Annotated in this window: 20 protein-coding genes and 3 rRNA genes; 22 read left to right on the forward strand and 1 reads right to left on the reverse strand. The window is 55.7% G+C overall.

Features of this window, described 5'->3' with window-relative positions; all coding sequences use genetic code 11:
- Positions 1-49: 49 nt before the first annotated feature.
- The 18 genes from ACP8J1_RS05625 (at position 50) to ACP8J1_RS05710 (ending at position 19,698) form a co-directional block, all read left to right on the forward strand.
- The gene (locus ACP8J1_RS05625; protein ID WP_034656461.1) at positions 50-223 is read left to right on the forward strand and encodes a Trm112 family protein; all 174 of its coding nucleotides are present in this window, start codon (positions 50-52) and stop codon (positions 221-223) included.
- Positions 224-287: 64 nt separating this feature from the next.
- Positions 288-1,574: a tyrosine--tRNA ligase gene (gene tyrS, locus ACP8J1_RS05630; RefSeq protein WP_023021619.1), complete on the forward strand. Its 1,287-nt coding sequence runs from the start codon at positions 288-290 to the stop codon at positions 1,572-1,574.
- A 636-nt stretch (positions 1,575-2,210) separates the two neighbouring features.
- A 16S ribosomal RNA gene (locus tag ACP8J1_RS05635) occupies positions 2,211-3,727 on the forward strand.
- Positions 3,728-4,195: 468 nt separating this feature from the next.
- A 23S ribosomal RNA gene (locus ACP8J1_RS05640) occupies positions 4,196-7,263 on the forward strand.
- A gap of 134 nt (positions 7,264-7,397) precedes the next feature.
- Positions 7,398-7,515 (forward strand): 5S ribosomal RNA (gene rrf, locus ACP8J1_RS05645).
- The 16S, 23S and 5S rRNA genes sit together here, the layout of an rRNA operon.
- Positions 7,516-7,978: 463 nt before the next feature.
- Positions 7,979-8,788, forward strand: a complete 810-nt coding sequence (locus tag ACP8J1_RS05650; protein WP_023021618.1) for a tetratricopeptide repeat protein — start codon at positions 7,979-7,981, stop codon at positions 8,786-8,788.
- Positions 8,788-9,771, forward strand: coding sequence for an HAD-IIA family hydrolase (locus ACP8J1_RS05655; RefSeq protein ID WP_023021617.1), 984 nt, complete (start codon positions 8,788-8,790; stop codon positions 9,769-9,771). Before ACP8J1_RS05650 ends, ACP8J1_RS05655 begins: the two co-directional genes overlap by 1 nt.
- Positions 9,762-9,923: a hypothetical protein gene (locus tag ACP8J1_RS05660; RefSeq protein ID WP_023021616.1), complete on the forward strand. Its 162-nt coding sequence runs from the start codon at positions 9,762-9,764 to the stop codon at positions 9,921-9,923. The genes ACP8J1_RS05655 and ACP8J1_RS05660 overlap by 10 nt, the downstream gene beginning before the upstream one ends.
- On the forward strand, positions 9,923-10,729 hold the full coding sequence (locus tag ACP8J1_RS05665; protein WP_023021615.1) for a TlyA family RNA methyltransferase: 807 nt from the start codon (positions 9,923-9,925) through the stop codon (positions 10,727-10,729). Before ACP8J1_RS05660 ends, ACP8J1_RS05665 begins: the two co-directional genes overlap by 1 nt.
- The gene (locus ACP8J1_RS05670; protein ID WP_023021614.1) at positions 10,726-11,610 is read left to right on the forward strand and encodes an NAD kinase; all 885 of its coding nucleotides are present in this window, start codon (positions 10,726-10,728) and stop codon (positions 11,608-11,610) included. The genes ACP8J1_RS05665 and ACP8J1_RS05670 overlap by 4 nt, the downstream gene beginning before the upstream one ends.
- Positions 11,610-13,271: a DNA repair protein RecN gene (recN, locus tag ACP8J1_RS05675; RefSeq protein ID WP_023021613.1), complete on the forward strand. Its 1,662-nt coding sequence runs from the start codon at positions 11,610-11,612 to the stop codon at positions 13,269-13,271. Before ACP8J1_RS05670 ends, recN begins: the two co-directional genes overlap by 1 nt.
- Before the next feature lie 28 nt (positions 13,272-13,299).
- On the forward strand, positions 13,300-14,451 hold the full coding sequence (steA, locus tag ACP8J1_RS05680) for a putative cytokinetic ring protein SteA (RefSeq protein ID WP_023021612.1): 1,152 nt from the start codon (positions 13,300-13,302) through the stop codon (positions 14,449-14,451).
- A gap of 3 nt (positions 14,452-14,454) precedes the next feature.
- The gene (locus ACP8J1_RS05685) at positions 14,455-15,357 is read left to right on the forward strand and encodes a copper transporter (protein WP_023021611.1); all 903 of its coding nucleotides are present in this window, start codon (positions 14,455-14,457) and stop codon (positions 15,355-15,357) included.
- Positions 15,358-15,360: 3 nt separating this feature from the next.
- The gene (locus ACP8J1_RS05690; RefSeq protein WP_023021610.1) at positions 15,361-15,999 is read left to right on the forward strand and encodes an NUDIX domain-containing protein; all 639 of its coding nucleotides are present in this window, start codon (positions 15,361-15,363) and stop codon (positions 15,997-15,999) included.
- Positions 15,996-16,886: a site-specific tyrosine recombinase XerD gene (xerD, locus tag ACP8J1_RS05695; RefSeq protein ID WP_023021609.1), complete on the forward strand. Its 891-nt coding sequence runs from the start codon at positions 15,996-15,998 to the stop codon at positions 16,884-16,886. Before ACP8J1_RS05690 ends, xerD begins: the two co-directional genes overlap by 4 nt.
- A 12-nt stretch (positions 16,887-16,898) precedes the next feature.
- The gene (locus tag ACP8J1_RS05700; RefSeq protein WP_023021608.1) at positions 16,899-17,894 is read left to right on the forward strand and encodes a hypothetical protein; all 996 of its coding nucleotides are present in this window, start codon (positions 16,899-16,901) and stop codon (positions 17,892-17,894) included.
- A gap of 127 nt (positions 17,895-18,021) precedes the next feature.
- Positions 18,022-18,894 (forward strand): ParA family protein, encoded by an 873-nt coding sequence (locus ACP8J1_RS05705; RefSeq protein WP_034655814.1) that lies wholly within the window; start codon positions 18,022-18,024, stop codon positions 18,892-18,894.
- 6 nt (positions 18,895-18,900) lie between these two features.
- A complete protein-coding gene (locus ACP8J1_RS05710; protein ID WP_023021606.1) occupies positions 18,901-19,698 on the forward strand; it encodes a segregation and condensation protein A in 798 nt (265 codons plus the stop codon).
- Here ACP8J1_RS05710 and ACP8J1_RS05715 read toward each other — a convergent pair.
- Positions 19,695-20,261: a GNAT family N-acetyltransferase gene (locus ACP8J1_RS05715; RefSeq protein WP_023021605.1), complete on the reverse strand. Its 567-nt coding sequence runs from the start codon at positions 20,259-20,261 to the stop codon at positions 19,695-19,697. The two genes, ACP8J1_RS05710 and ACP8J1_RS05715, sit on opposite strands and share 4 nt — an antisense overlap.
- An 88-nt stretch (positions 20,262-20,349) precedes the next feature.
- Here ACP8J1_RS05715 and scpB point away from each other — a divergent pair, with 88 nt between their 5' ends.
- The 4 genes from scpB to der are packed head-to-tail and all read left to right on the forward strand — an operon-like array spanning position 20,350 to position 24,139.
- A complete protein-coding gene (gene scpB, locus ACP8J1_RS05720; RefSeq protein ID WP_023021604.1) occupies positions 20,350-20,904 on the forward strand; it encodes an SMC-Scp complex subunit ScpB in 555 nt (184 codons plus the stop codon).
- A gap of 55 nt (positions 20,905-20,959) precedes the next feature.
- Positions 20,960-21,871 (forward strand): pseudouridine synthase, encoded by a 912-nt coding sequence (locus ACP8J1_RS05725; RefSeq protein WP_023021603.1) that lies wholly within the window; start codon positions 20,960-20,962, stop codon positions 21,869-21,871.
- Entirely contained in the window at positions 21,871-22,566 is a 696-nt protein-coding gene (gene cmk, locus ACP8J1_RS05730) for a (d)CMP kinase (RefSeq protein WP_023021602.1), read from the forward strand. The genes ACP8J1_RS05725 and cmk overlap by 1 nt, the downstream gene beginning before the upstream one ends.
- A complete protein-coding gene (der, locus tag ACP8J1_RS05735; RefSeq protein WP_023021601.1) occupies positions 22,559-24,139 on the forward strand; it encodes a ribosome biogenesis GTPase Der in 1,581 nt (526 codons plus the stop codon). The genes cmk and der overlap by 8 nt, the downstream gene beginning before the upstream one ends.
- Positions 24,140-24,170 lie beyond the last annotated feature (31 nt).

Genomic DNA, 24,170 nt, shown 5'->3' on the forward strand with positions numbered 1-24,170 from the left:
CAGAGAGTCACTCGGTGGGATGGCTGGGGCACGGGTTAGACTTAACAGCATGATTGATCAGAAGCTCCTAGAGATCCTCGCGTGCCCGATCGACAAGCAACCGCTGGAGGATCACGGCGACTATTTGGTTAACCCTAGGCTGAACAAGGCCTATCCGGTGCAGGACGGCATTCCGGTCCTGCTGGTGGACGAGGCTAAGGACTGGCCCATTGGGTCCAAGTAACTAAAGCCACACGCTCTGGAAAAGCAGACACTTAGATAATTAGGGAACAGGGGAGCACCTACGTATGACTAACAACACGAACATTGTTGACGAACTGGAATGGCGCGGGCTCATTAACCAGTCCACGGATTTGGAGGCTTTGAAAGAGGCCACAGAGAACCCGATCAGCTTGTACTGCGGTTTCGATCCGACGGGAAGCTCGCTGCACGCTGGGCACCTAGTACCACTGATTATGCTGAAACGCTTTCAGCAATTCGGCCACCGTCCAATCGCGCTGGCCGGCGGTGCGACGGGAATGATTGGTGACCCACGTGATGTTGGGGAGCGTTCTATGCTCACGGAAGAGCAGATCGCAGAGAATATGCAGATGATCAAGACACAACTTGAATCTTTCGTGGACTTCACCGATGAGAGTGACGTTTCAAGCCCAGCGGTGATGGTGAACAACGCGGACTGGATTAGCCAGATCAACGTCATCGAGTACCTGCGCGATATCGGTAAGAATTTCTCGCTGAATACCATGCTGGACCGCGATACGGTTAAGCGCCGCTTGGAGTCCGATGGCATTTCCTACACCGAGTTTTCCTACATGCTGCTGCAGGCTAACGACTTTGTGCACCTGCACAATGAGTACGACTGTGTCCTGCAGATTGGCGGTGGCGACCAGTGGGGCAACATCGTTTCCGGTGTGGATCTGAACCGGCGCGTGAATGGTGCGAAAGTCCACGGCCTGACGGTACCGCTGGTGACGGACGCCGAGGGTAATAAGTTCGGCAAATCCACCGGCGGCGGCAAGCTATGGTTGGATCCGCAGCTGACCAGCCCATACTCCTGGTACCAGTACTTTATTAATGCTGGAGACGCGGTGGTTATCGATTACCTGCGTTGGTTTACATTCTTGACTCAGGAGGAGATCGCGGATCTGGAGCGCAAGGTAGAGGAGGAACCCTACAAGCGTGAGGCGCAGCGAGTGTTGGCGCGAGAAATGACCACACTGGTCCACGGCGCACAAGCCACCGAAGCAGTGGAGCTGGCCTCTCAAGCTTTGTTCGGTAAGGCGGAGTTGCAGGATTTGGACGAGGCCACCCTGTCTTCTGCATTGCAGGAGACCGAGGTAGCGGAAGTCAGCTCGGATGCCACGATCCTGGATCTATTGGTAGGTGCGGGATTGGAGAAATCGAAGGGTGCCGCGCGCCGCACTGTGGGTGAAGGCGGTGCATACGTGAATAACCAGCGCATCGAGGACATCGAATGGTCTCCGTCTTCCCAAGACCTCCTGCATGGCTCGTGGCTGGTATTGCGCAAGGGCAAGAAGCGCTTCGCTGGGGCACGGGTTGTGAATCCTTCCTAATGCCGTCACGCTTCGTGTCAATAAGGTAGCTACATGATCCCTTGGTAACGGTTATTGGCCATTTACCAGGGGATTTGTGTGTTTCTAGGTGTGGGGTGTAGCTTTATCGAAGTCGCTGAGAGGTAGCCGGGAGGTTACTTGATGGTGACATTTTGTGCGGACTTTGTTTGATGATTTGATTTTGTTCTTTGAGTTGAGTAAGTTTGTACGGGCTGCCGATGAGAGGTTAACGGGAAGTTAATTTTTTGTTGGTTGGTGGTGATGTTTGAGAACTCAATAGTGTGCCAATGTACTTTCTATTTTTTGTGTGCATGGTTGTGTGTTGATTGGTTTGTCTGCCAGCAGGCTTAGTGGTTTGTTGGTTGGTGTGTGCCGGTTGGGTATGTGGAACACGTACCTTTTTGAATGCTGTTTGGTGTTTCGGCTGCATTGAGATGGATTGGTTGGCATGTGATTGTGTTTACCTTTTTTGGTTTCCTCTTTTTGACCCCGTCGGGTTGAGGGGACTGTTTATTTTTTCTTTGTAGTAATTTTTTGGACGCCAGCATGAGCTGCATTTTGTGTGGTTTGTGGTGGTTTGTTCTTTTGTTGGGTTTCGGGCTTTTCACGGCCTGTTTCGGATTTGTTCTGAAATTTTTTGTGGAGAGTTTGATCCTGGCTCAGGACGAACGCTGGCGGCGTGCTTAACACATGCAAGTCGAACGGAAAGGCCCTGCTTGCAGGGTACTCGAGTGGCGAACGGGTGAGTAACACGTGGGTGATCTGCCCTGCACTTCGGGATAAGCCTGGGAAACTGGGTCTAATACCGGATAGGAGCCATTTTTAGTGTGATGGTTGGAAAGTTTTTTCGGTGTAGGATGAGCTCGCGGCCTATCAGCTTGTTGGTGGGGTAATGGCCTACCAAGGCGGCGACGGGTAGCCGGCCTGAGAGGGTGGACGGCCACATTGGGACTGAGATACGGCCCAGACTCCTACGGGAGGCAGCAGTGGGGAATATTGCACAATGGGCGCAAGCCTGATGCAGCGACGCCGCGTGGGGGATGACGGCCTTCGGGTTGTAAACTCCTTTCGCTAGGGACGAAGCTTTTGTGACGGTACCTAGATAAGAAGCACCGGCTAACTACGTGCCAGCAGCCGCGGTAATACGTAGGGTGCGAGCGTTGTCCGGAATTACTGGGCGTAAAGGGCTCGTAGGTGGTTTGTCGCGTCGTCTGTGAAATTCCGGGGCTTAACTCCGGGCGTGCAGGCGATACGGGCATAACTTGAGTACTGTAGGGGTAACTGGAATTCCTGGTGTAGCGGTGAAATGCGCAGATATCAGGAGGAACACCGATGGCGAAGGCAGGTTACTGGGCAGTTACTGACGCTGAGGAGCGAAAGCATGGGTAGCGAACAGGATTAGATACCCTGGTAGTCCATGCCGTAAACGGTGGGCGCTAGGTGTGAGGGTCTTTTCACGACTTTCGTGCCGTAGCTAACGCATTAAGCGCCCCGCCTGGGGAGTACGGCCGCAAGGCTAAAACTCAAAGGAATTGACGGGGGCCCGCACAAGCGGCGGAGCATGTGGATTAATTCGATGCAACGCGAAGAACCTTACCTGGGCTTGACATACACCGGATCGGGCTAGAGATAGTCTTTCCCTTTGTGGCTGGTGTACAGGTGGTGCATGGTTGTCGTCAGCTCGTGTCGTGAGATGTTGGGTTAAGTCCCGCAACGAGCGCAACCCTTGTCTTATGTTGCCAGCATTTGGTTGGGGACTCATGAGAGACTGCCGGGGTCAACTCGGAGGAAGGTGGGGATGACGTCAAATCATCATGCCCCTTATGTCCAGGGCTTCACACATGCTACAATGGTCGGTACAACGCGCAGCGACACTGTGAGGTGGAGCGAATCGCTGAAAGCCGGCCTTAGTTCGGATTGGGGTCTGCAACTCGACCCCATGAAGTCGGAGTCGCTAGTAATCGCAGATCAGCAACGCTGCGGTGAATACGTTCCCGGGCCTTGTACACACCGCCCGTCACGTCATGAAAGTTGGTAACACCCGAAGCCGGTGGCCCAAACTTGTTAGGGAGCCGTCGAAGGTGGGATCGGCGATTGGGACGAAGTCGTAACAAGGTACCCGTACCGGAAGGTGCGGGTGGATCACCTCCTTTCTAAGGAGCTTTATTATTTGGGCACAGTTGTGCCTTGTCCTGCCACTTTGTGGTGGGTGTTGGTTGAGTGTGCGAGTGTCATGCTGCCAACGTTGTTTGTTTGAAAATTTCCGGGTGGAAGATACACCTTTAAGACAAAGACCGAGTGTTTGAATGGCGCTTTGTGACACACAGTGTCGTGCACAGTTTGAAAAAAGTATTTGTTTGTATGTTGGTGCATTGTTGGGTGTCTGGGGCATTATCCCCTTTTTGTGGTGCCTGACCATATGACTGGTGGACACAGTGTGTGTGCTGGTTTGTGGTTGGGGTGTTGTGTGAGAACTGTATAGTGGACGCGAGCATTAAACACGTATGGCAGGCTGCGCTTTTGTGTGGTGTGTTGTGTGTGTTTGTGTGATTTCTTTTTTGTGTTTATTTTGTCAAGTTCACTTGTGTGGCCGCCCGCGCTTTTTGTGTGTGGTGGTTTGTGTGTTCGTTATTAAGGGCGCATGGTGGATGCCTTGGCATGCTGAGCCGATGAAGGACGTGAAAGGCTGCGTTAAGCCTCGGGGAGTTGTCAATTAAGCGTTGATCCGAGGATGTCCGAATGGGGAAACCTGGCCCTGGTTATGTGGGGTTACCCTTCAGTGAATTCATAGCTGTTGTGGGGGTTTACGCGGGGAAGTGAAACATCTCAGTACCCGTAGGAGAAGAAAATAATAATGATTCTGCTAGTAGTGGCGAACGAACGTGGATGAGGCTAAACCGTGTGCATGTGATACCTGGTAGGGGTTGTGTGTGCGGTGTTGTGGGCCCTGATGTGCGGTGACTACCATTGCCGCGCCCTCGCATTGTTGTTAGGTGAAGTGGTTTGGAATGGCCTGCCGGAGTAGGTGAGAGTCCTGTAGCTGAAGATGATGATGTGTGGGTTGTTGGGTTGCCCGAGTAGCAGCGGGCTCGTGGAATCTGCTGTGAATCTGCCGGGACCACCCGGTAAGCCTAAATACTCAGTGTGACCGATAGTGTATGAGTACCGTGAGGGAATGGTGAAAAGTACCCCGGGAGGGGAGTGAAATAGTTCCTGAAACCATGTGCTTACAATCCGTCAGAGCACCGTGTGTGTGTGATGGCGTGCCTTTTGAAGAATGAGCCTGCGAGTCAGCGGCATGTCGCGAGGTTAACCCGTGTGGGGTAGCCGTAGGGAAACCGAATCCTAATGGGGTGTCAAGTGGCATGTCCTGGACCCGAAGCGGGGTGATCTACCCATGGCCAGTGTGAAGCAGCTGTAAGAGGTTGTGGAGGCGCGAACCCACGTAGGTTGAAAACTGCGGGGATGAGCTGTGGGTAGGGGTGAAAGGCCAATCAAACTCCGTGATAGCTGGTTCTCCCCGAAATGCATTTAGGTGCAGCGTCGTATTATAGCTTGGTGGAGGTAGAGCGACTGGTTGGTTGAGCGGGACTACAATCTTAGCAATGTCAGCCAAACTCCGAATGCCACTAATTGTGTTGTACGGCAGTGAGACTGTGGGGGATAAGCTTCATAGTCGAGAGGGAAACAGCCCAGATCGCCGGTTAAGGCCCCTAAGGGTGTACTAAGTGGAAAAGGATGTGGGATCGCGAAGACAGCCAGGAGGTTGGCTTAGAAGCAGCCATCCTTGAAAGAGTGCGTAATAGCTCACTGGTCGAGTGGTTCTGCGCCGACAATGTAGTGGGGCTCAAGTACACCGCCGAAGCCGCGGCAACAATTTTTTGTTGGGTAGGGGAGCGTCGTGCATGGGTTGAAGCGTTACCGTAAGGAGGCGTGGACTGTGTGCGAGTGAGAATGCAGGCATGAGTAACGAATTGATAGGTGAGAATCCTATCCGCCGGATGACTAAGGGTTCCTGGGTCAAGTTCGTCTTCCCAGGGTGAGTCGGGACCTAAGGCGAGGCCGACAGGCGTAGTCGATGGATAACCAGTTGATATTCTGGTACCCGTACATGCGCGCCCATGATAAAGCACTGATACTAACCACCGCGGATGCATTGCTGGTCTTCTTTGAAGTCTGGTGGTGTTGATGTCGTGGGGCCTGATGTGTGGTTCAAGTGATGGGGTGACGCAGTGAGGTAGCCACGCCACTTATTGGATTGGTGGTGTAAGCGTGCAGACCGTGTGGTAGGTAAATCCGCCGCACATTTTGGTTGAGGCGTGATGCGTAGACCCATTGGGGTTGATGGTGGTGATCCTGTACTGTCGAGAAAAGCCTCTAGCGATGTGTGTGTATGGCCCGTACCCTAAACCGACACAGGTGGTCAGGTTGAAAATACTAAGGCGTTCGGGTGAACTGTGGTTAAGGAATTCGGCAAAATGCCCCCGTAACTTCGGGAGAAGGGGGGCCCTACGATGTGAGCATCCTTGCGGTGTTAAGCGTTGTGGGGTCGCAGAGAATAGAGGGAAGCGACTGTTTATCAAAAACACAGGTCCATGCGAAGACGTTAAGTTGATGTATATGGACTGACGCCTGCCCGGTGCTGGAAGGTTAAGAGGACCGGTTAGTCAACGTTGTTGGCGAAGCTGAGAATTTAAGCCCCAGTAAACGGCGGTGGTAACTATAACCATCCTAAGGTAGCGAAATTCCTTGTCGGGTAAGTTCCGACCTGCACGAATGGCGTAACGACTTCTCTGCTGTCTCAACCACAGGCCCGGTGAAATTGCACTACGAGTAAAGATGCTCGTTACGCGCGGCAGGACGAAAAGACCCCGGGACCTTCACTATAGCTTGGTATTGGTGTTTGGTTCGGTTTGTGTAGGATAGGTGGGAGACTTGGAAGCTATCACGCTAGTGGTGGTGGAGTCGTTGTTGAAATACCACTCTGATCGGATTGAGCATCTAACCTTGGCCCATGATCTGGGTTGGGGACAGTGCCTGGTGGGTAGTTTAACTGGGGCGGTTGCCTCCCAAAATGTAACGGAGGCGCCCAAAGGTTCCCTCAGCCTGGTTGGCAATCAGGTGGTGAGTGTAAGTGCACAAGGGAGCTTGACTGTGAGACAGACATGTCGAGCAGGGACGAAAGTCGGGACTAGTGATCCGGCACCTACTTGTGGATGTGGTGTCGCTCAACGGATAAAAGGTACCCCGGGGATAACAGGCTGATCTTCCCCAAGAGTCCATATCGACGGGATGGTTTGGCACCTCGATGTCGGCTCGTCGCATCCTGGGGCTGGAGTAGGTCCCAAGGGTTGGGCTGTTCGCCCATTAAAGCGGCACGCGAGCTGGGTTCAGAACGTCGTGAGACAGTTCGGTCTCTATCCGCCGCGCGCGTTGAAACTTGAAGAAAGCTGTCCCTAGTACGAGAGGACCGGGACGGACGTACCTCTAGTGTGCCAGTTATCCCGCCAGGGGTATCGCTGGTTGGCTACGTACGGAAGGGATAACCGCTGAAAGCATCTAAGCGGGAAGCCTGTTTTAAGATGAGGTTTCGTTAAGGTCCCCTAAAGACGATAGGGTAGATAGGCCAGACCTGGACGCACTGTAAGGTGTGAAGGCTACTGGTACTAATTGACCACAACAAACACCAACACACACTATGTGTGCTGGCAAAACAACAAAAACAAGAAACAACAAATTTGTCACTGTCGTGACCGCGTCCACTATGCAGTATCTGACACAACACCCAGACACCCATGAAGAGGGTAGATGTTCTGAAGGTTTGTCGGTGGTCAATAGCTGCAGGGAAACGCCCGGTCCCATTCCGAACCCGGAAGCTAAGCCTGCACACGCTGATGGTACTGCAACCGGGAGGTTGTGGGAGAGTAAGTCACCGCCGACACCAAACAACAAAAACACAACAAAATACAACAAAGAAGAGGACGGTATACCACCGCCCTCTTCCTTGCGTTTTACCAGCCCTCCCGGCCGGTGGAAGGCCTCATCTGCAAAGCCAAGAGTACGGCACTAGGGCGTCCGCGGAGCGTTCAGTAACGCAATGAGCGATTAAGCCTCCTAGTGTCCGTTTGCACGCTCGTACAACTGCGCGGCCGGTCGGCGGTGAAGAGTTGTGGAGCGTTGCGGGGCGGAGTGGCTTTCCACTGTGGGTGGTCCTGGCAATTTATTTGCGTTCAGTAGGATCGAGCGCCGTCTCATTGAACCGGTCTGGGCGAGCGTTTGGCCTAGCGCTGTATGGCTCACGCTGCGGCAGCGCAAGAGGATCTAAATTCCGGCTTTTTCGCTTGGGGTTGTAGAATAGGGCCGGTATTTCTGTGCTAGTTCCAACCAAGAAAGGGTAGGGCTTAATGTCGGAGCGCAACCACAACGGGCGAGCTGGACGTGACCGCAAACCACGCAATAACAAGAGCCGTGATTTCAAGGGCGATTCCCGGAAAAAGAAGTCTTTTTCGCCGCAGCGCTCCGGTTACCGTGAGGAACGCATCAATCGTCGCATGAGTGACCCAGACATCCCGGCCGAGGTGGATGTTAACGATTTGGATCCCTTGGTTTTGCAGGACCTAAAATCGCTCTCGAAGGAGAACTCCGAGGCCGTCGCCAAGCATATGATCATGGCTGCGACCTGGATGGAAGACGATCCCAAGCTTGCCTTGCGCCACGCACGTGCTGCTAAGGACCGTGCCGGCCGCGTGGCTATCGCCCGAGAGGTCAATGGTATTGCCGCATATCGTGCTGGCGAGTGGAAGGAAGCGCTGGCTGAATTGCGTGCTTCCCGGCGTATTTCCGGCGGGCCTGGGCTGCTGGCCGTAATGGCTGACTGTGAGCGCGGCTTGGGACGCCCAGAAAAAGCGCTCGAGCTTGGACGCGCGGATGACGCGGCTGAGCTCGATGAGGAATCTAAAACCGAGCTAGCGATTGTTTTAGCCGGAGCCCGTCTAGATATGGGCCAAGCCGAGTCAGCCGTTGTAACTATCCAGCGCGCTCATCCTGATCGAGATGCACGCGGGATAAGCGCATGCCGCCTAGCATATGCCTACGCCAACGCACTGCTGGAAGCTGGCCGGAAAGACGAGGCCAAGGATTGGTTTGAACACGCAGTGTCGATTGATGAGGGCGACTGGACCGATGCAGCGGAGCGCTTAGAGGAGTGTAAGTAGTGACGGTTCTAAGCAAACACGATGCTCTTCTGCTCGATCTAGATGGCACCGTGTGGGAAGGCGGCCGCCCACTTTCTAACGTGGTGGACGTCATCAATACCTGTGGTGTGCCGGCGGTGTACGTGACCAACAATGCTTCACGCAGCCCAGAAGCCGTGTCGAAGATGCTGGCAGACATCGGGCTCGAGGCGACCACGCAGCAGATTGTTACCTCTGCCCAAGCAGTCCTTCAATTAGTGGCGGATGAGGTGCCAGCCGCCTCGAAACTCCTCATTATTGGTGCTGATTCCTTCCGTGATTTGGCCCGCGAGATGGGCTTTGAGGTGGTCTCCAGCGCTGATGACAAGCCTGCCGCTGTTGTGCAGGGTTTTGACCGTTCTGTTGGCTGGGAGCAATTGACTGAAGGGGCTCTGGCCATCCGCCAGGGAGCGAAGTTTTTCGCATCGAACCTAGATACTTCTCTGCCTATCGAGAGGGGATTTGCCGTGGGCAATGGTTCCCTCGTGGCCGCCATCCAGTCCGCCACCGGGGTAGAGCCGGTGTCTGCAGGAAAGCCCTCGCCAGCCATGTTTACTTTTGCGGCGAAGCAAATTGGTGCGAAAAAACCGCTTGCTGTAGGCGACCGTTTGGATACCGATATCGCCGGTGGTAATTCCGCTGCCATGAATACCTTCCATGTGCTTACCGGTGTTTCTGGGGAACTAGAACTTATTGAGGCACCTGTGGAGGCACGCCCCAACTTTATTGGTGCAGGTATGCATGAACTGGCTTTGCCGGTCTCTGTTGCCCGACCTGGAGCACAGGGTGGATTTACTGCTCGGTGTGATGGACATGATCTTCTGCTGGAAGGCGGCGACGAGAAGTCCACGTCAGTGCAGGCATTAAGAACTGTGTTGGAGGTGGCGTGGGCCATGCCGTCTCCTCCGCGCTATATTCAACCGCGAAGCGAGCGCGCGGAAAAGGTTGTTGCGCAATGGCGGTAAAGCCGCATGATTTTCGCGCCGTGAAGGAGCCGGCGGAGATCGATGCTGACGTAGCAAAGATTTTAGGAGAAAACGCAGCGGATTTGGCCGCTGAGGCGGAACAGCTGGACCGCGCCCACAATGTGTTGCGCGATGCTTTGCAGGAGAATTAATGCCCCCACAACGTCGTAGGTTAGACGCGGAGCTGGTGCGCCGGAAGATTGCGCGCTCTCGTGAGCAGGCCCGGGAAATGATCAAGTCCGGCCGTGTCACGGTCGGTGGTTTCAAGGCACAAAAGCCGGCGTCGATAGTAGAACCAGAGGTCTCCATCAAGGTGGAGGAGTCCGAGGAAGATAAGTGGGCCTCCCGCGGTGCGCACAAGCTTTTGGGAGCCTTAGCGGCGTTTGACGTCGATATGAATGGTCGCATTCTTGATGCCGGCGCGTCTACCGGTGGCTTTACTGATGTGTGCTTAGAATACGGCGCGCAGGAAGTTCTTTCTGTGGATGTCGGCTACGGACAGCTGCTCTGGCGCCTCCAAAACGACGATCGAGTAAAAGTTCTCGACCGTACCAATATCCGGAATCTGACGCTCGAGCTTACCGACGGCCCTTGTGACGGCATGGTTGGAGATCTGTCCTTTATCTCCCTCCGGCTCGTATTGCCAGCCATTGTGGAATGCCTAAAGGATGGTGCCTGGTTATTGCCCATGGTGAAGCCGCAGTTCGAGGTGGGCAAGGACCGCCTTGGCAGCGGTGGTGTCGTTCGATCACCGGAATTGCGCAAGGAAGTAACCAAGGAGGTCGCTCAGTTTGCCCTGTCGCTCGGGTTGAGCATGCACGGTGCTGTAGCGTCCCCGCTGCCTGGGCCAAGTGGCAACGTGGAGTATTTCCTGTGGCTGAAAAAGGACGGCGCGCCCACGGATCTGGCTAGAGTAGAAGAAATGATTGACCGTGCAGTCGAGGAAGGCCCGCAATGACCCGTGAGATCCTGTTGGTGCCTCATGCCAACCGCGAGCAGAACCTGCAGGCAACGTCGCGAGCAGCGGAGCTGCTACAAGATGCCGGGATTACTGTTCGAGTGTGCGCGGACGAGAAGGTCTTGCCTGGGCTAAAGCACGTCCCCCACACCGAAGACGCGGCTTCGGGGTGCGAATTAGTCCTGGTACTCGGTGGAGACGGAACCTTCCTCCGTGCAGCGGATATGGCACGTTCTGTGGATATTCCGGTGCTAGGAATCAACCTCGGGCATGTGGGATTTCTGGCTGAGTGGGAAGTCGAATCCCTAGATCAGGCCTTAGTGCGGGTCATAGACAAAAGGTACCGCATTGAGGATCGACTCACCATCGATGTCACTATCTTTGACGAGGAAGGAACCCTTCTCAATCGCAGCTGGGCTCTGAATGAGGCTTCGGTAGAAAACCAAAATCGCTCTGGAGTATTGGACGCAATTTTGGAAGTTGACCGCAGGCCGGTGTCTTCCTTCGGTTGTGATGGGGTGCTCATCTCCACGCCTACTGGGTCGACCGCCTATGCGTTTTCGGCTGGCGGGCCGGTGCTGTGGCCCTCGCTCGACGCGATTTTGGTAGTACCGAATAATGCGCACGCTTTGTTTACTAAGCCCCTAGTCGTCTCGCCCAATTCTTTAGTAGCCGTTGAATCAACCATGCGTACAACTCCGGCGACCGTGATTTTGGATGGTTTCCGTGAGCTCGCCATGCCTCCAGGAGCTCGCGTGGAGGTAGTGCGAGGCGCGCGTCCGGTGCGATGGGTACGCTTGGATGACCAACCTTTTACTGACCGTTTAGTCTCGAAGCTGCGCCTGCCCGTAGAAGGGTGGCGCGGGCCGAAGGAGAAGTAGTGCTCGTCGATATTTCCATTAATGACCTGGGCGTTATTAGCCAGAGCTCCGCGGAGCTCTCTACTGGTCTAACCGTGCTTACTGGTGAAACTGGTGCGGGCAAGACCATGGTGGTTACTGGATTGCGGCTTTTAGCAGGTGGACGCGCGGATGCCTCCCGGGTGCGGGATGGGGCGAAGAAAGCGGCAGTAGAGGGGCATTTTTCCTCGGGGAAAGATTCTATCCGCGAGTTGGTCGAATCAGTAGGTGGGGAGCCCGATGAAAATGGAGAATACATCGTCTCCCGGACGGTTTCTGCTGCAGGTAGATCGAGGGCCTATTTGGGTGGTCGGGCGGTGCCTGCGGCAACCTTAGGCGAATTTGCCCGCGAACTTATTACGGTCCATGGGCAAAATGATCAGCTGCGTTTGCTTGCTCCCGAGGAACAATTGGGTGCAGTAGACCGTGCGGATCCTACGTTGGCCGAGGTACGCCGTCGCTATACCGAGGCTTTTAAAGAATGGCGCCGTTTGGCAAAGGACTATAAGCGGCGTACAGAGCAGCGCCGCGAACTCGCGCAAGAGGTTGATCGCCTGCAGTTCGCGGTGGATGAGATCGACGGCGTTGCGCCGGAGCCGGGTGAGGATGAGGAGCTGGTGCAGCTGGTTCGCAAGCTGCAAGACGTCGACGGTCTTCGCGAATCCGCGGAAGTTGCACTGGCTTCCATCGACGGCACCGAGGAACTGGAAGAGGCTGCCTCGGCGTTGCTGGGCCGGGCGGTTTCGGCATTGGCGGGGACTACCGACAAGGAATTGGCCGCCTTGGGCGAACGGCTCAGTGAGATTTCTTCACAACTGGGCGATATTTCCGGCGAGCTGGGAGGGTATCTGGCTGGGTTGCCGGCGGATCCGCAGCTTTTAGAAAAGTCCTTGCAGCGCCAGCAGGAGCTTCGTACACTGACCCGCAAATATGCCGGGGATATTGACGGAGTTATAGCTTGGCGGGATGAAGCTGCGGCAAAGCTCGAATCCATGGATACCTCAACTGAAGCCCTAGAGGAATTGAAAAAGCAGGTCAAGGACGCTGAATCGGTGATGGTTGAGCGGGCTGGGGAGCTGACAAAGGGGCGTCGGCAAGCGGCGAAGGCTTTGGGGGAGCAGGTCACGCAAGAGCTGCACGGCCTAGCCATGCCGAATTCAACGTTGACGGTTGAGCTGACGCAGGCGAAATATTCTAAAACTGGCGCGGACGCGGCCGAGCTGCAGCTGAACGGAAAGCCGATCGCGTCTGCAGCTTCAGGCGGCGAACTTTCCCGTGTCATGTTGGCCTTGGAGGTGGTGCTAGCGGATGAGGACGGCGCCACCCTGGTCTTCGATGAGGTAGATGCCGGTGTGGGCGGACGCGCGGCGGTGGAAATTGGCCGCCGCCTGGCACGTTTGGCCGTGCACAACCAAGTCATCGTGGTAACACACTTGCCGCAGGTAGCAGCGTATGCCGATGCACACCTGCATGTTTCGAAGGAAAAATTCACTTCTGGTGTGGCCGAGCTTTCGCAGGACGAGCGCGTGGAGGAGTTGGCGCGCATGCTGGCAGGCCTGGATGATACGGAGACTGGTCGCGCGCACGCGCAGGAGCTTTTTGAGCGGGCACAGCAAGAAGCTTCCGCGCGCCTAACCCACTAGAAACAATAATCACGTCACAATAGGGGTCATGGCTCTGTTTTCCCGTAACCCCGAGCAGCCTGGTGCACTGCGAGATTGCACTCCAGGCGCTAAGGGGATGAAAAAATTTAGTGAAGGCGATGTCGCCGTAATTGATGCGGCTAATATCTCTCGCCACGAGGCCCAAACCCTCGTAGACCTTAAACCCTCCGCCGTGATTAACGTGGCGGAGTTTTCTACCGGTACGGTCCCCAATTATGGCCCGCACATTTTGCTTGACGCCGACATTGCCCTCGTTGAGGGCGTTGGCCAGTCCTTCGTGTCCGAGTTCAAGGATGGAAAGAAGGCGCGAATCGGGGAGGATGGCACCGTCTTTAGCGGTGATAAGGCACTTGGCACGGGCCGCGTGGTTACTCGCGAGCGAGCAGAAAAGAACTTCACCGCGGCACAGGGTGCGCTGATTGACCACATGGAATCCTTCTTTGGCAACTCCATTGATTTTATTAACTCTGAGGGGCCGCTGCTTATCGACGGCCTTGGGGTTCCCGCCTCTGGCTCTGAGATCGCAGGCCGCAAGGTCGTGCTGTTTTCGCCAACAGACAGACACCGCGAACAGCTCAAGCAGCTGCGGAACTTTATCCGCGAGTATGAGCCGCTGCTGATTGCGGTGGGAGAGGCTGCAGATTCGTTGCTAGCACAGGGGTATAAGCCAGATTTCATCATTGGTGATCCCAATAGCGTAAGCGATGAGGCCCTGCGTTGTGGCGCCCGTGTGGTTGTTCCTGCGGATCCAGAGGGCGAGGTAGAAGGCCTTGACCGCATCCACGACCTCGGCATCGGTGCCATGACTTTTCCCGCAGCGACGCATTCAGGTACCGATTTGGGTCTGCTTTTTGCTGATTATCACGGCGCAGACCTCATCGTGCAGGCAGGCGGTGGGGTAGACCTTGATGATATTTTTGCGGATCGCACCAACCCATCGGCGGTGCTTTCCCGGCTTAAGGCCGGCACCAAGGTGGTTGACGCGGATGCGGTGATTAACCTCTACAGTGCACCTTCGTCCAACCTTGGCTGGCTGTGGGCACTGCTGGGAATCCTGGTAGCCATTGCGGCGGTTATCCTCATCGTCGGTTTCGGCGGAAGTCAGGACTTTGCAAGTAACCTCAGCGAAACCTGGTCCAGGCTCTTTGGGGGCGCATAGAGCATGGCAAAGACTGAGCTAGTAGCAGGCTTGGGCTTCGGCGCCGCGGTAGGCGTGGCGCTGGGTGCCCTGGTCATTGCTCCCAATCTGACCACCGGCATGGCCGATGATGATCCGATCCGTGAGGAGCACCGCAAGGTCGTCCAGGACAATAAGATTTTGCAGACCCAAAATGAGGCGAGCGATAAAATCGTGGCTGATTCCGGGGCGGAACTAGTAAACGGGGCATTGTCTCAGCGGCCCGTGCTCATCGTCACCACCGATGATGCTAATGGCGGAGACGTGGACGCAATCCGGAAGCTCTTGGAAACTTCCGGTGCCACGGAGGCCGGCGAGATTAAGCTGACCAAGGACTTTTTGCGCCCCGAAACTAAAGACAAGCTTTTGCCCATCCTGAAAGACACTGCGCCTAAGAAGGCAGATACCAAGGATCTGGATTCTGCGGGAGCGCTCAGCGGTGAGGTGCTCGGCACTGCATTGTCTATGGATCCTGAGAGCACGAAGCCCATGGCATCAGTACAAGAGCGTGCGGATGTGCTCCATAAGCTGCGCGACGAAGGCTTCATTGACTACGAGGATGGGACCATCGTTCCTGCCCAGGCCATTATCGTCGTCTCTGGCAATGGCCTGCGCGGCTACCCTTCCGATGCTTTGGCGGAATTTGTTACCGGGTTGGATGATGTCAATGGTTCTGTAGTGTTTAGCGGGCGTACCAAACAAACTCAGGACGATAAGGCACTTGCCCAGGTGCGCGACCAAGATGCGAAGCTGTCCACGGTCGATGGCACCGAGCGTGCAGTCGAGCGCATTGCCGTTATTTTGGCCACCGAGGAGCAGCTCGATGGTGGTCAAGGCGATTATGGTGCCACAGAGACCGCGGATTCTGCCTTACCGGGAAAGGACTAGCTCATGGCGCATGATTTCAAGGTGCTTGACTCGCAATTGCTTGTCGACGCCCCCATTCTCGCTCTCCGCCGCGACGAGGTTGTCATGCCCGGCGATGTTTCTGCCTCCCGCGAGGTAGTAGAGCACCTAGGCGCGGTGGCAGTGGTGGCACTGGACTCGGACGAACGAATTGCCATGGTGTATCAGTATCGCCACAGCGTGGGCAAGCGCCTGTGGGAATTACCGGCAGGTTTGCTCGACGTACGCGGCGAAGATGAGCTAACCGGCGCGAAGAGGGAGTTACAGGAGGAAGCTGGTCTGAGCGCGCAGACGTGGTCAGTGCTGACGGATTTGGTAACTTCGCCGGGGTTCTGCGAAGAAGCGGTCCGTGTTTTCTTAGCCTCCGACCTTTCTGAGGTGCCGCGTATGGAGGCTACCGGGGATGAAGAAGCTGACATGGAGGTTGCTTGGGTCCGGCTCGAGGACGCCGTCGACAAGGTAATGCGAGGCGAAATCGTCAATTCCATCGCCTGCAGCGGCATTTTGGCGGCTTATGCAGTGCTGCGCGGTGGCAAGGCGACCCGCAGCGTGGATGAGCCTTTCACGTTGCGGCCGACGTCGATGAGTGCCCGGCGCACGGGCGCGGACCTGAAGCAGCTGTGAGCGCGGTCGAAGATATAGCACAGACGTGGCTTAATCATCTAGCGGTTGAGCGAGGCGTTTCTGCCAATACGTTGAGTAATTATCGCCGTGATGTTCGGCGCTATGTCACTTGGTTGGAGGACAACGGGGTAGAGGACCTGCGCGCGGTAACGCGGCCTATGGTGGAGGCTTATCTCAAGGATCTGCGGTCAAAAATGGCTGCGTCCTCGGCTAATCGTGCTCTCATCGTAGCCCGCGGGTTGCATAAATTTTCCGTGGCAGAAGGCGTTGTAGACGTCGATGTTGCGGTGGAGGTTACCCCTCCATCAACTGGACAGCATTTGCCTGAGACGTTATCGGTGGACGAGGTCAGCGGCCTTATTGAGGCAATTCCCACTGAAACCCCGGTGGATGTGCGCGACCGTGCCCTGCTGGAAATGCTCTACGGTACTGGCGCGCGAATTTCAGAAGTAATCTCCCTAAACGTTGATGACGTTTCCTCTGCGCAAGAGGTAATCTACCTGCACGGAAAGGGCGACAAAGAGCGGATTGTGCCCTTGGGGTCGCATGCCCGCCAGGCCATTGACGGCTATTTAGTGCGGGCTCGTCCGGTGCTGAGCAAAGGCACAACGCCGGCGTTGTTTCTCAATACCCGCGGCGGGGCTTTATCGCGCCAAAGCGCGTGGGCAGTGTTAAAGACAGCTGCACAGCGTGTAGATCTGGGAAAGTCCATTTCTCCCCACACCTTGCGGCATTCTTTTGCGACGCACCTGCTTGAAGGCGGCGCAGATGTGCGCACCGTGCAAGAATTGCTGGGACATTCATCCGTGACGACAACGCAAATATATACCCACGTCACTGCCGACTCCTTGCGTGAGGTGTGGCGCACTGCTCACCCCCGTGCCTAAGAAAGGACATATATGTTTTCTACTCGTGTAGCCGGCGCGGTACTTTCTACCGCGTTGCTTTTCCCCGCGGTGGCGCAGGCACAGCTGCCACCGGAGGTAGAAGCCGCTATTGCCGCGCCTATCCCGGTTCCGGCCGGCGAAACCACGACCGTGAGCCTGCCAGTGCCGGCCGAGGCGAGCTACTCGGGTGATGGGTGGAACGTTTCTGCCTCTGGTACCTCTGCTACCATCACCGCCCCACCAGAGGGCGGCCAAATCTCTGTTCCCGTCTCCGCCCAGGGTATGAATGCAACTCTCACGCTGGTAGCCGATGGTTCGGTGGAGCAGGAAGACATTCAGGAAGAAATCGACGGTGCAGAGGGTGCTCCAGCGCCGAGCCCGGTACCGAATAGGCCGGATGACGGCGGCAATCCGCCGGCAGACAAGGGGGCCGAAGGTGGGGCGGAAAAGCCCGCGTCGGCGAAAGAGAACGAAAATCTCCCGGTAGTCCCAGGCGAAAAACCGGAACGTAAGCCGGCAGGGGAAGCCAACCTTGAAGGTGCGGAATACGTCAACCTTGAATCTCATATCGAAGGCAATACGATTACCGCGAAGATGGGGCTCAAGCAGGCCTACGACCTCTACCAGCAGTTTAAGGACACGGAGGAAAACGACGTTAAGCTGCGCTACCTTGATGGTGAAGGCAATATTATCCAAGGCGTAAAGCGCGACGTGGATGCTTCATCACGTACCCTCACTCTGACGTATCCAGAGGGAGAAGCGCCTGATAATCCCTTCATTATGCAGTTGCTGCGCAACGATGGCTCTGGTGCCGCCCTCATCGTCACTTTGCAGGACCCTAGTTATCAATCTGCGTCAGAGAACCTCGATAAGCGGCAACAGGAAGAACCCAAAGATGATAATGAGAGCTCGCATATGGGCTGGATTATCGGAGGGGCAGCTGCGGCGATACTTATCGTTCTGATCGCTCTAGTGGCCGAACTCAAACGACGTTCTAGTCAACGCTAAAAGCTTGATATAAACTAAGTCTCGGTACTTTCTTGCTGTAGCGGGTACGCTTTAATGACAACGTTGTAATCAACCCTAAGCCAAGTGTCATGGTCCGGAACTTGGCGTCAAGGAAGCAGGTGTGACTGTGAGCGAAGAGGGTCTCTTTTCTGCCTCTGATGTAGAGGTGGGGCTGACTGGTCGTCCTATCCGCGAGTTGCCAGAACCCGCACCCTTGGAAAAGCATGGGCCGGCCACCATTATTTCGATGTGTAACCAAAAGGGCGGCGTGGGTAAGACCACCTCCACCATTAATATGGGAGCCTGCTTGGCTGAGTATGGCCGTAAAGTCCTCTTGGTTGACCTTGACCCGCAGGGTGCGCTTTCGGCAGGTTTAGGGCTCACACATGACGATATCGAGGACACTATCTATGACGTCATGCTCGATAACCATACCTCTATTCACTCCGCTATCCAGCACACTGGTGTAGCAGGCTTGGATTTGGTACCGGCGAATATTGACCTTTCTGCTGCGGAAATTCAGATGGTCAATGAAGTAGGCCGCGAACACACGCTAGCTCGGGCCCTGCGCCCAGTGCGGCGCGATTATGACTTCATCATCATCGACTGCCAGCCCTCGTTGGGGCTGCTTACCGTCAACGCGCTTGCCTGTTCCCAGGGCGTGATCATCCCAATGGAGTGCGAGTTCTTCTCCCTGCGTGGTTTAGCGCTATTGACTGACACGGTGGAAAAGGTCTCTGACCGTATCAACTTTGATCTTGAGGTCATGGGTATCTTGGTGACCATGTTTGATCGCCGCACGAAGCATGCTCGGGAAGTTATGTCCCGAGTGGTGGACTATTTTGGCGATAAAGTCTTTGACACCGTAATTACTCGGACCGTTCGTTTCCCGGAAACGTCAGTGGCCGGAGAGCCGATTACTACGTGGGCGCCAAACTCTCCTGCTACGCAGCAGTATCGCAACCTGGCCAAAGAGGTCATTGAGCGCTCGACCGTTTAAGGTATCGTGACCCAGCCGGAGATTACGGGCTTTCGCATTGCACTGCGAAATTTTGAGGGCCCATTTGACCTGCTTTTGCAGCTTATCCAGTCCAAAAAGATGGACGTGACTGATGTTGCGCTTTCAGAGGTAACGGACGAGTTTGTCGCCTATACGCGGCAGCTGGGCGAGTCTGCGGATTTGGATGAGACCACTGATTTCTTGCTGGTGGCAGCGACGCTTTTGGACTTAAAGGCGGCGCGGCTCCTGCCTCGCGGTGATGTCGACGAGATTGAAGACTTGGAACTGCTGGAGTCGCGCGACCTTCTTTTTGCTCGTCTTTTGCAATATAAGGCCTATAAACTAGTAGCGGACCGATTCGCGGAGTGGCAGCGCGAGGCCCAGCGGAGCTATCCGCGGGCGGTAGCTATCGAGGAGAAGTTTGCGGAGCTACTGCCTCCTGTCTCCCTCGGCCATACGCCAGCCAGTTTCGCAGAGCTCGCCGCGGGAGTCTTCCGCCCAAAGCCGCCGGAAGAAGTGGCCACCGGCCACGTGCACTCCGTGGCGGTATCGGTACCAGAGCAAGCCGGCAAGATCCTGGAAACCCTAAAGCTACTGGGCGCCGGTCAATGGATGAGTTTTGGTTCCCTGACCCGCGATTGCACGGTTTCTATGCAAGTTGTGGGCCGTTTCTTGGCTCTTTTGGAGTTGTACAAGGCCAAGGCGGTTGACGCACAACAGGAAGAAGCGCTGGGCCAGTTGGACCTTTCGTGGACGGGTTTGGACGTTGACCCAGCGGTAGTTGCCGCCGCGAACTGGGACTAAGGACGCTGCTGGATAAACTTCAGCGTCTCCGGGGCCAGCTCGCGATCAGAATAAACGCGTACGTCAGGCTCATCTGGGTTGTCCTCGGTGCCTACGCGGCGGCCTTCCCACACTTGTTGGAGTCCTTGCTTTTCAATGACCCGGATCGCTGCTGGGTGGTTGGTCGTCACTCGGGCGGTGATGGGGGATTCAGGATCAACCTGGTGAATGCTCTTTAGCGTCGCCGAAGTGATCTCTGTAGCAAATCCTGAGCCCCAGTGAGCAGGGCGGAGGCGGTATTTGATGTCCCAGAAATTTCCGTCTTCGACAAAAATGGCCCCACCAACTCCGACGAACTCAGAAGGATTATGGCGCATGTAGGCGGCCCATGGTCCAAAATGGTGGGCGTCCCACGATTGGGAGGATGATTGGGCGAGCGCACGGGTAGTGCGGACATCGGCAAAGCGCCCGTTGGGTCGGTGGCTCCAAATTCGCCCGTCGCTGTAGACCTTGTGGGTCTCTTCGATATTGGCAGCGGATAGTGGGATGAGAATGAGTCTGTCGGTGCGTGTAATAGTTTCCATGGCAATATGTTGTCCGCCTCACAATAGGAAGCGAAAGTGATTTAGGAAATTTCAGGCGTCGTTTTCCGCTACAGTAAGCTTGGCGTCTATGGACCTTCCCCTCATCTCGCAGCTCCGTTCCCGCCTTGAGTCAATCTTGCTCGTGCTCGATTCCCCAGCTTCGGTGGAGTCTTTGGCGCGTGCTTTGGGGGCGGAAAGGGACGTCGTCAGTGATTGCCTGCGCGCTGTCCAGCGCGAGCTGAATGATCGTGGTTCTGGTATCGAGTTGCGCGAGACCCAAGAGGGGTGGCGCTTTTATACGCGTTCCGAAAACGCAGGCGCGGTAGAAGAATTCCTATTGGATGGCGCCCAGACAAAGCTCTCGCGTGCGGCCCTGGAGACATTGGCGGTGGTAGCCTACCGCCAGCCCGTAACCCGCCAGCAGGTTGCCGCTGTTCGCGGCGTCAATGTCGATGGTGTTATGCGGACCCTAGGCCTGCGCGGATTGGTGCGGGAGCTGCCGCAGGATGATTTTGAAGGTGCCGCGCACCGCTATGAGACGACGGAATTGTTCCTCGAGTTATTAGGGATTGATTCTTTGGAGCGCTTGCCGGACTTGGCGCCGCTATTGCCTGACGTGGAGGCGATCGACGAGGAGTACTAGCGTGGGGTAAGATTGCCCAGGTAATTTCATATCTTCGAGAGAAAAGGACACGTACGTGACTCCTCCCGCTCGCCGTGACGGCACACCGGATAAGAAGCAGCGAGACAGTGACATCATTGTCTCTAATGCTAAGCCGGCCCGTCACCAGCATGTGTCAAAGAAAAAGCAGAAGGCTACTGCAGAATCCGTAGCCCGAGAACTGGGCGCCGATTGGCTGGTCGATGAAGACAAGCCTAAGGGGGAACGTCTCCAAAAGGTGCTCGCTAAGGCAGGCGTTGCTTCTCGTCGCCACGCTGAAATCCTCATCGATGCCGGCCGTGTTGAGGTCAACGGCAAGATCATTTCCAAGCAGGGCGTTAAGGTAAACCCCTCTGTTGACGTCATCCGAGTAGATGGTGTGCGCGTTAATGTCAACGAGGAGCACGAATATTTTGTGCTCAACAAGCCGCGCGGCATGCAGTCCACTATGTCTGATGACTTGGGCCGCCCGTGCGTAGGCGACGTGGTTTCGGAAAAGGTTGCTGCTGGCCAGCGTCTTTTTCACGTAGGCCGCCTCGACGCCGATACCGAAGGTCTGCTTATTCTCACCAATGACGGCGAGTTGGCTAACCGTTTGATGCACCCTAAGCATGAGGTGACGAAGACCTACCTCGCCACTGTTTTGGGTGAGGCCGACCGGAAGCTTGTGCGACAGCTCAAGGAAGGAATCGAGTTGGAGGATGGCCTGGCAAAGGCAGATTTTGCGCAGGTTGTAGATACCAACCAGGGATATTCTTTGGTTCGTCTTGAGCTGCACGAGGGGCGCAAGCACATTGTGCGCCGCATGTTGAAAGAGGCGGGCTTCCCCGTGCAGCGTTTGGTGCGTACCAAACTTCATACGGTGCAGTTGGGCGATATGAAGCCCGGCGGCCTACGTGCTCTCAATTCCAGCGAATTGACTAGTTTGTATAAGGCGGTGGAGATGTAATGATTTCTAATATGCCGAATCAGGGCCTCATCTTAGCTGTGGATGGCCCTTCTGGGACTGGTAAGTCGACCACGTGCCGCGCCCTAGCCAAACAACTCGATGCAAAGTACATCGACACTGGTGCCATGTACCGTGTAGCAACTCTTGCAGTGTTGCGTAAGGGAGTGGACCCTGCGGATACGTCCGCGGTGATTGCCGCTACAGCCGATCTGCCATTGGAAGTTTCCGATGATCCAGATTCCACCGAGGTTCTTCTCGGCGGCGAGGATGTCGCGCGCGTTATTCGGGAAGACGAAGTCACTCGCAATGTCTCCGCAGTATCTGCCATTCCGGAAGTTCGGGAAAACCTGGTAGCCCTGCAGCGCAAGCTAGCCCGCGAGGCACATCGCGCTATTGTAGAAGGGCGCGATATTGGCACTGTTGTGCTTGCTGATGCCCCTGCTAAAGCATTCATGACCGCCTCTGCTGAAGTCCGAGCCCGCCGACGTCAGGCGCAGAACGAAAGGGCAGGAATCGCTTCAGACTACGAGACGGTACTCGCAGACGTGCAGCGCCGCGATGCGGCAGATTCTTCACGCAAAACCTCGCCGTTGCGCCCAGCAGACGATGCAACCTTAGTTGATACCTCGGATATGAGCCCTGAGGATGTCATACAGACCCTGATTAACGTGGTAAAGGAGTCGGTCAATGACTAAGCATGATCCCCAGGAAGAGTCGGAGACTCAGTTCCATTACCCGGCCGGAAAGTTTGATGATGAGGTGGTAGAAGCCTCTCCTGGTTGGGCCGCTGATGACTTCAATGCCGAGGAATTTGACTATGAGTTCGATGACTCGGAATTCGGCGAGGCCGATTTTGGTGAAGAAACAGAAGGAGAAGAGCCGCTAAGCGAAGAGGAATGGGAGGAACTCTCCCGTGCTTTTGGTGTTGAGTCCGATGATCACACCGAAGAAGCTCTGTGCACGGTAGCCATTGTGGGTCGCCCTAATGTGGGCAAGTCTTCTTTGGTCAATCGTTTCCTTGGCCGCCGCGAAGCAGTGGTAGAAGACCACCCGGGCGTTACCCGTGACCGAATCTCCTATGTAGCGGACTGGAATGGGCAGCGCTTTTTGGTACAAGATACCGGCGGTTGGGATCCGAACGTCAAGGGCATCCATGGCGCAATCGCTCGCCAGGCAGAGGTGGCGATGGAAACTGCTGACGTCATCGTCATGGTGGTAGACACCAAGGTGGGAATTACTGCGACGGATGAGGTCATGGCCCGCCGCCTGCAAAAATCCCCCGTGCCGGTGATTCTGGTATCGAATAAGTTTGATTCCGATAATCAGTATGCGGATATGGCCGAGTTTTATGCGCTGGGCCTGGGCGATCCGTGGCCGGTATCTGCTCAGCACGGCCGCGGCGGCGCGGATGTGCTCGATGAGATTTTGCGGGTATTTCCGGAAGAGCCGCGGCAGACCGCGATTACTTCTGGTCCGCGCCGCGTCGCTTTGGTGGGCAAGCCTAATGTGGGTAAATCCTCCCTGCTCAATAAGCTGACCAGTGAAGAGCGCTCCGTGGTGGATAATGTCGCGGGCACCACCGTGGATCCGGTGGACTCTTTGGTACAGCTGGATGAGCAGCTGTGGAAGTTCATTGATACTGCCGGCCTGCGCAAGAAGGTCAAAAACGCGCAGGGACATGAGTACTATGCCTCCTTGCGTACGCGCGGCGTTATCGATGCTGCCGAGGTCTGCATTATGCTTATCGACGCCTCTGAGGAGATTTCTGAGCAGGATCAGCGCGTGCTTAATATGGTGCTAGAGGCAGGCAAAGCCCTCGTTATCGCATTCAATAAGTGGGACCTCATGGATGAGGACCGCCGCTACTACCTTAACCGCGAGATCGATCAGCAGCTGAGCCACCTACCGTGGGTTACGCGTGTGAATATTTCCGCCGAAACGGGCCGCGCCCTGCAGAAGCTGGAACCTGCCATGATCGAGGCGCTGGAAAGCTGGGACCAGCGCGTGTCTACGGGTCAGTTGAATAACTGGTTGCGTGAGGCCATCGCAGCTAATCCTCCGCCGATGAAAAATAACCGCCTGCCGCGCGTTTTGTTCGCCACGCAGGCATCCACGCAGCCGCCGACGATTGTCTTGTTCACGACAGGATTTTTGGATGCGGCCTATCGACGCTACCTCGAGCGCAAGTTCCGTGAGCGTTTTGGCTTTCATGGAACGCCCATCCGCATCGCAGTGCGAGTGCGGGAGAGGCGCGGCAAGAAGCGCTAGCAGTATGCCTGTTACGCTGGGATTATAGCAT

The organism is Corynebacterium sp. LaCa_205, assembly GCF_057458085.1.

What these genes read in the sequence shown, in the direction of transcription:
- ACP8J1_RS05625 (WP_034656461.1), top strand. Translation starts at nt 50, where the DNA reads ATGATTGATCAGAAGCTCCTAGAGATCCTCGCGTGCCCGATCGACAAG.
- tyrS (WP_023021619.1), top strand. Translation starts at nt 288, where the DNA reads ATGACTAACAACACGAACATTGTTGACGAACTGGAATGGCGCGGGCTC.
- ACP8J1_RS05650 (WP_023021618.1), top strand. Translation starts at nt 7,979, where the DNA reads ATGTCGGAGCGCAACCACAACGGGCGAGCTGGACGTGACCGCAAACCA.
- ACP8J1_RS05660 (WP_023021616.1), top strand. Translation starts at nt 9,762, where the DNA reads ATGGCGGTAAAGCCGCATGATTTTCGCGCCGTGAAGGAGCCGGCGGAG.
- ACP8J1_RS05665 (WP_023021615.1), top strand. Translation starts at nt 9,923, where the DNA reads ATGCCCCCACAACGTCGTAGGTTAGACGCGGAGCTGGTGCGCCGGAAG.
- ACP8J1_RS05670 (WP_023021614.1), top strand. Translation starts at nt 10,726, where the DNA reads ATGACCCGTGAGATCCTGTTGGTGCCTCATGCCAACCGCGAGCAGAAC.
- steA (WP_023021612.1), top strand. Translation starts at nt 13,300, where the DNA reads ATGGCTCTGTTTTCCCGTAACCCCGAGCAGCCTGGTGCACTGCGAGAT.
- ACP8J1_RS05685 (WP_023021611.1), top strand. Translation starts at nt 14,455, where the DNA reads ATGGCAAAGACTGAGCTAGTAGCAGGCTTGGGCTTCGGCGCCGCGGTA.
- ACP8J1_RS05690 (WP_023021610.1), top strand. Translation starts at nt 15,361, where the DNA reads ATGGCGCATGATTTCAAGGTGCTTGACTCGCAATTGCTTGTCGACGCC.
- ACP8J1_RS05700 (WP_023021608.1), top strand. Translation starts at nt 16,899, where the DNA reads ATGTTTTCTACTCGTGTAGCCGGCGCGGTACTTTCTACCGCGTTGCTT.
- ACP8J1_RS05715 (WP_023021605.1), bottom strand. Translation starts at nt 20,261, where the DNA reads ATGGAAACTATTACACGCACCGACAGACTCATTCTCATCCCACTATCC.
- scpB (WP_023021604.1), top strand. Translation starts at nt 20,350, where the DNA reads ATGGACCTTCCCCTCATCTCGCAGCTCCGTTCCCGCCTTGAGTCAATC.
- cmk (WP_023021602.1), top strand. Translation starts at nt 21,871, where the DNA reads ATGATTTCTAATATGCCGAATCAGGGCCTCATCTTAGCTGTGGATGGC.
- der (WP_023021601.1), top strand. Translation starts at nt 22,559, where the DNA reads ATGACTAAGCATGATCCCCAGGAAGAGTCGGAGACTCAGTTCCATTAC.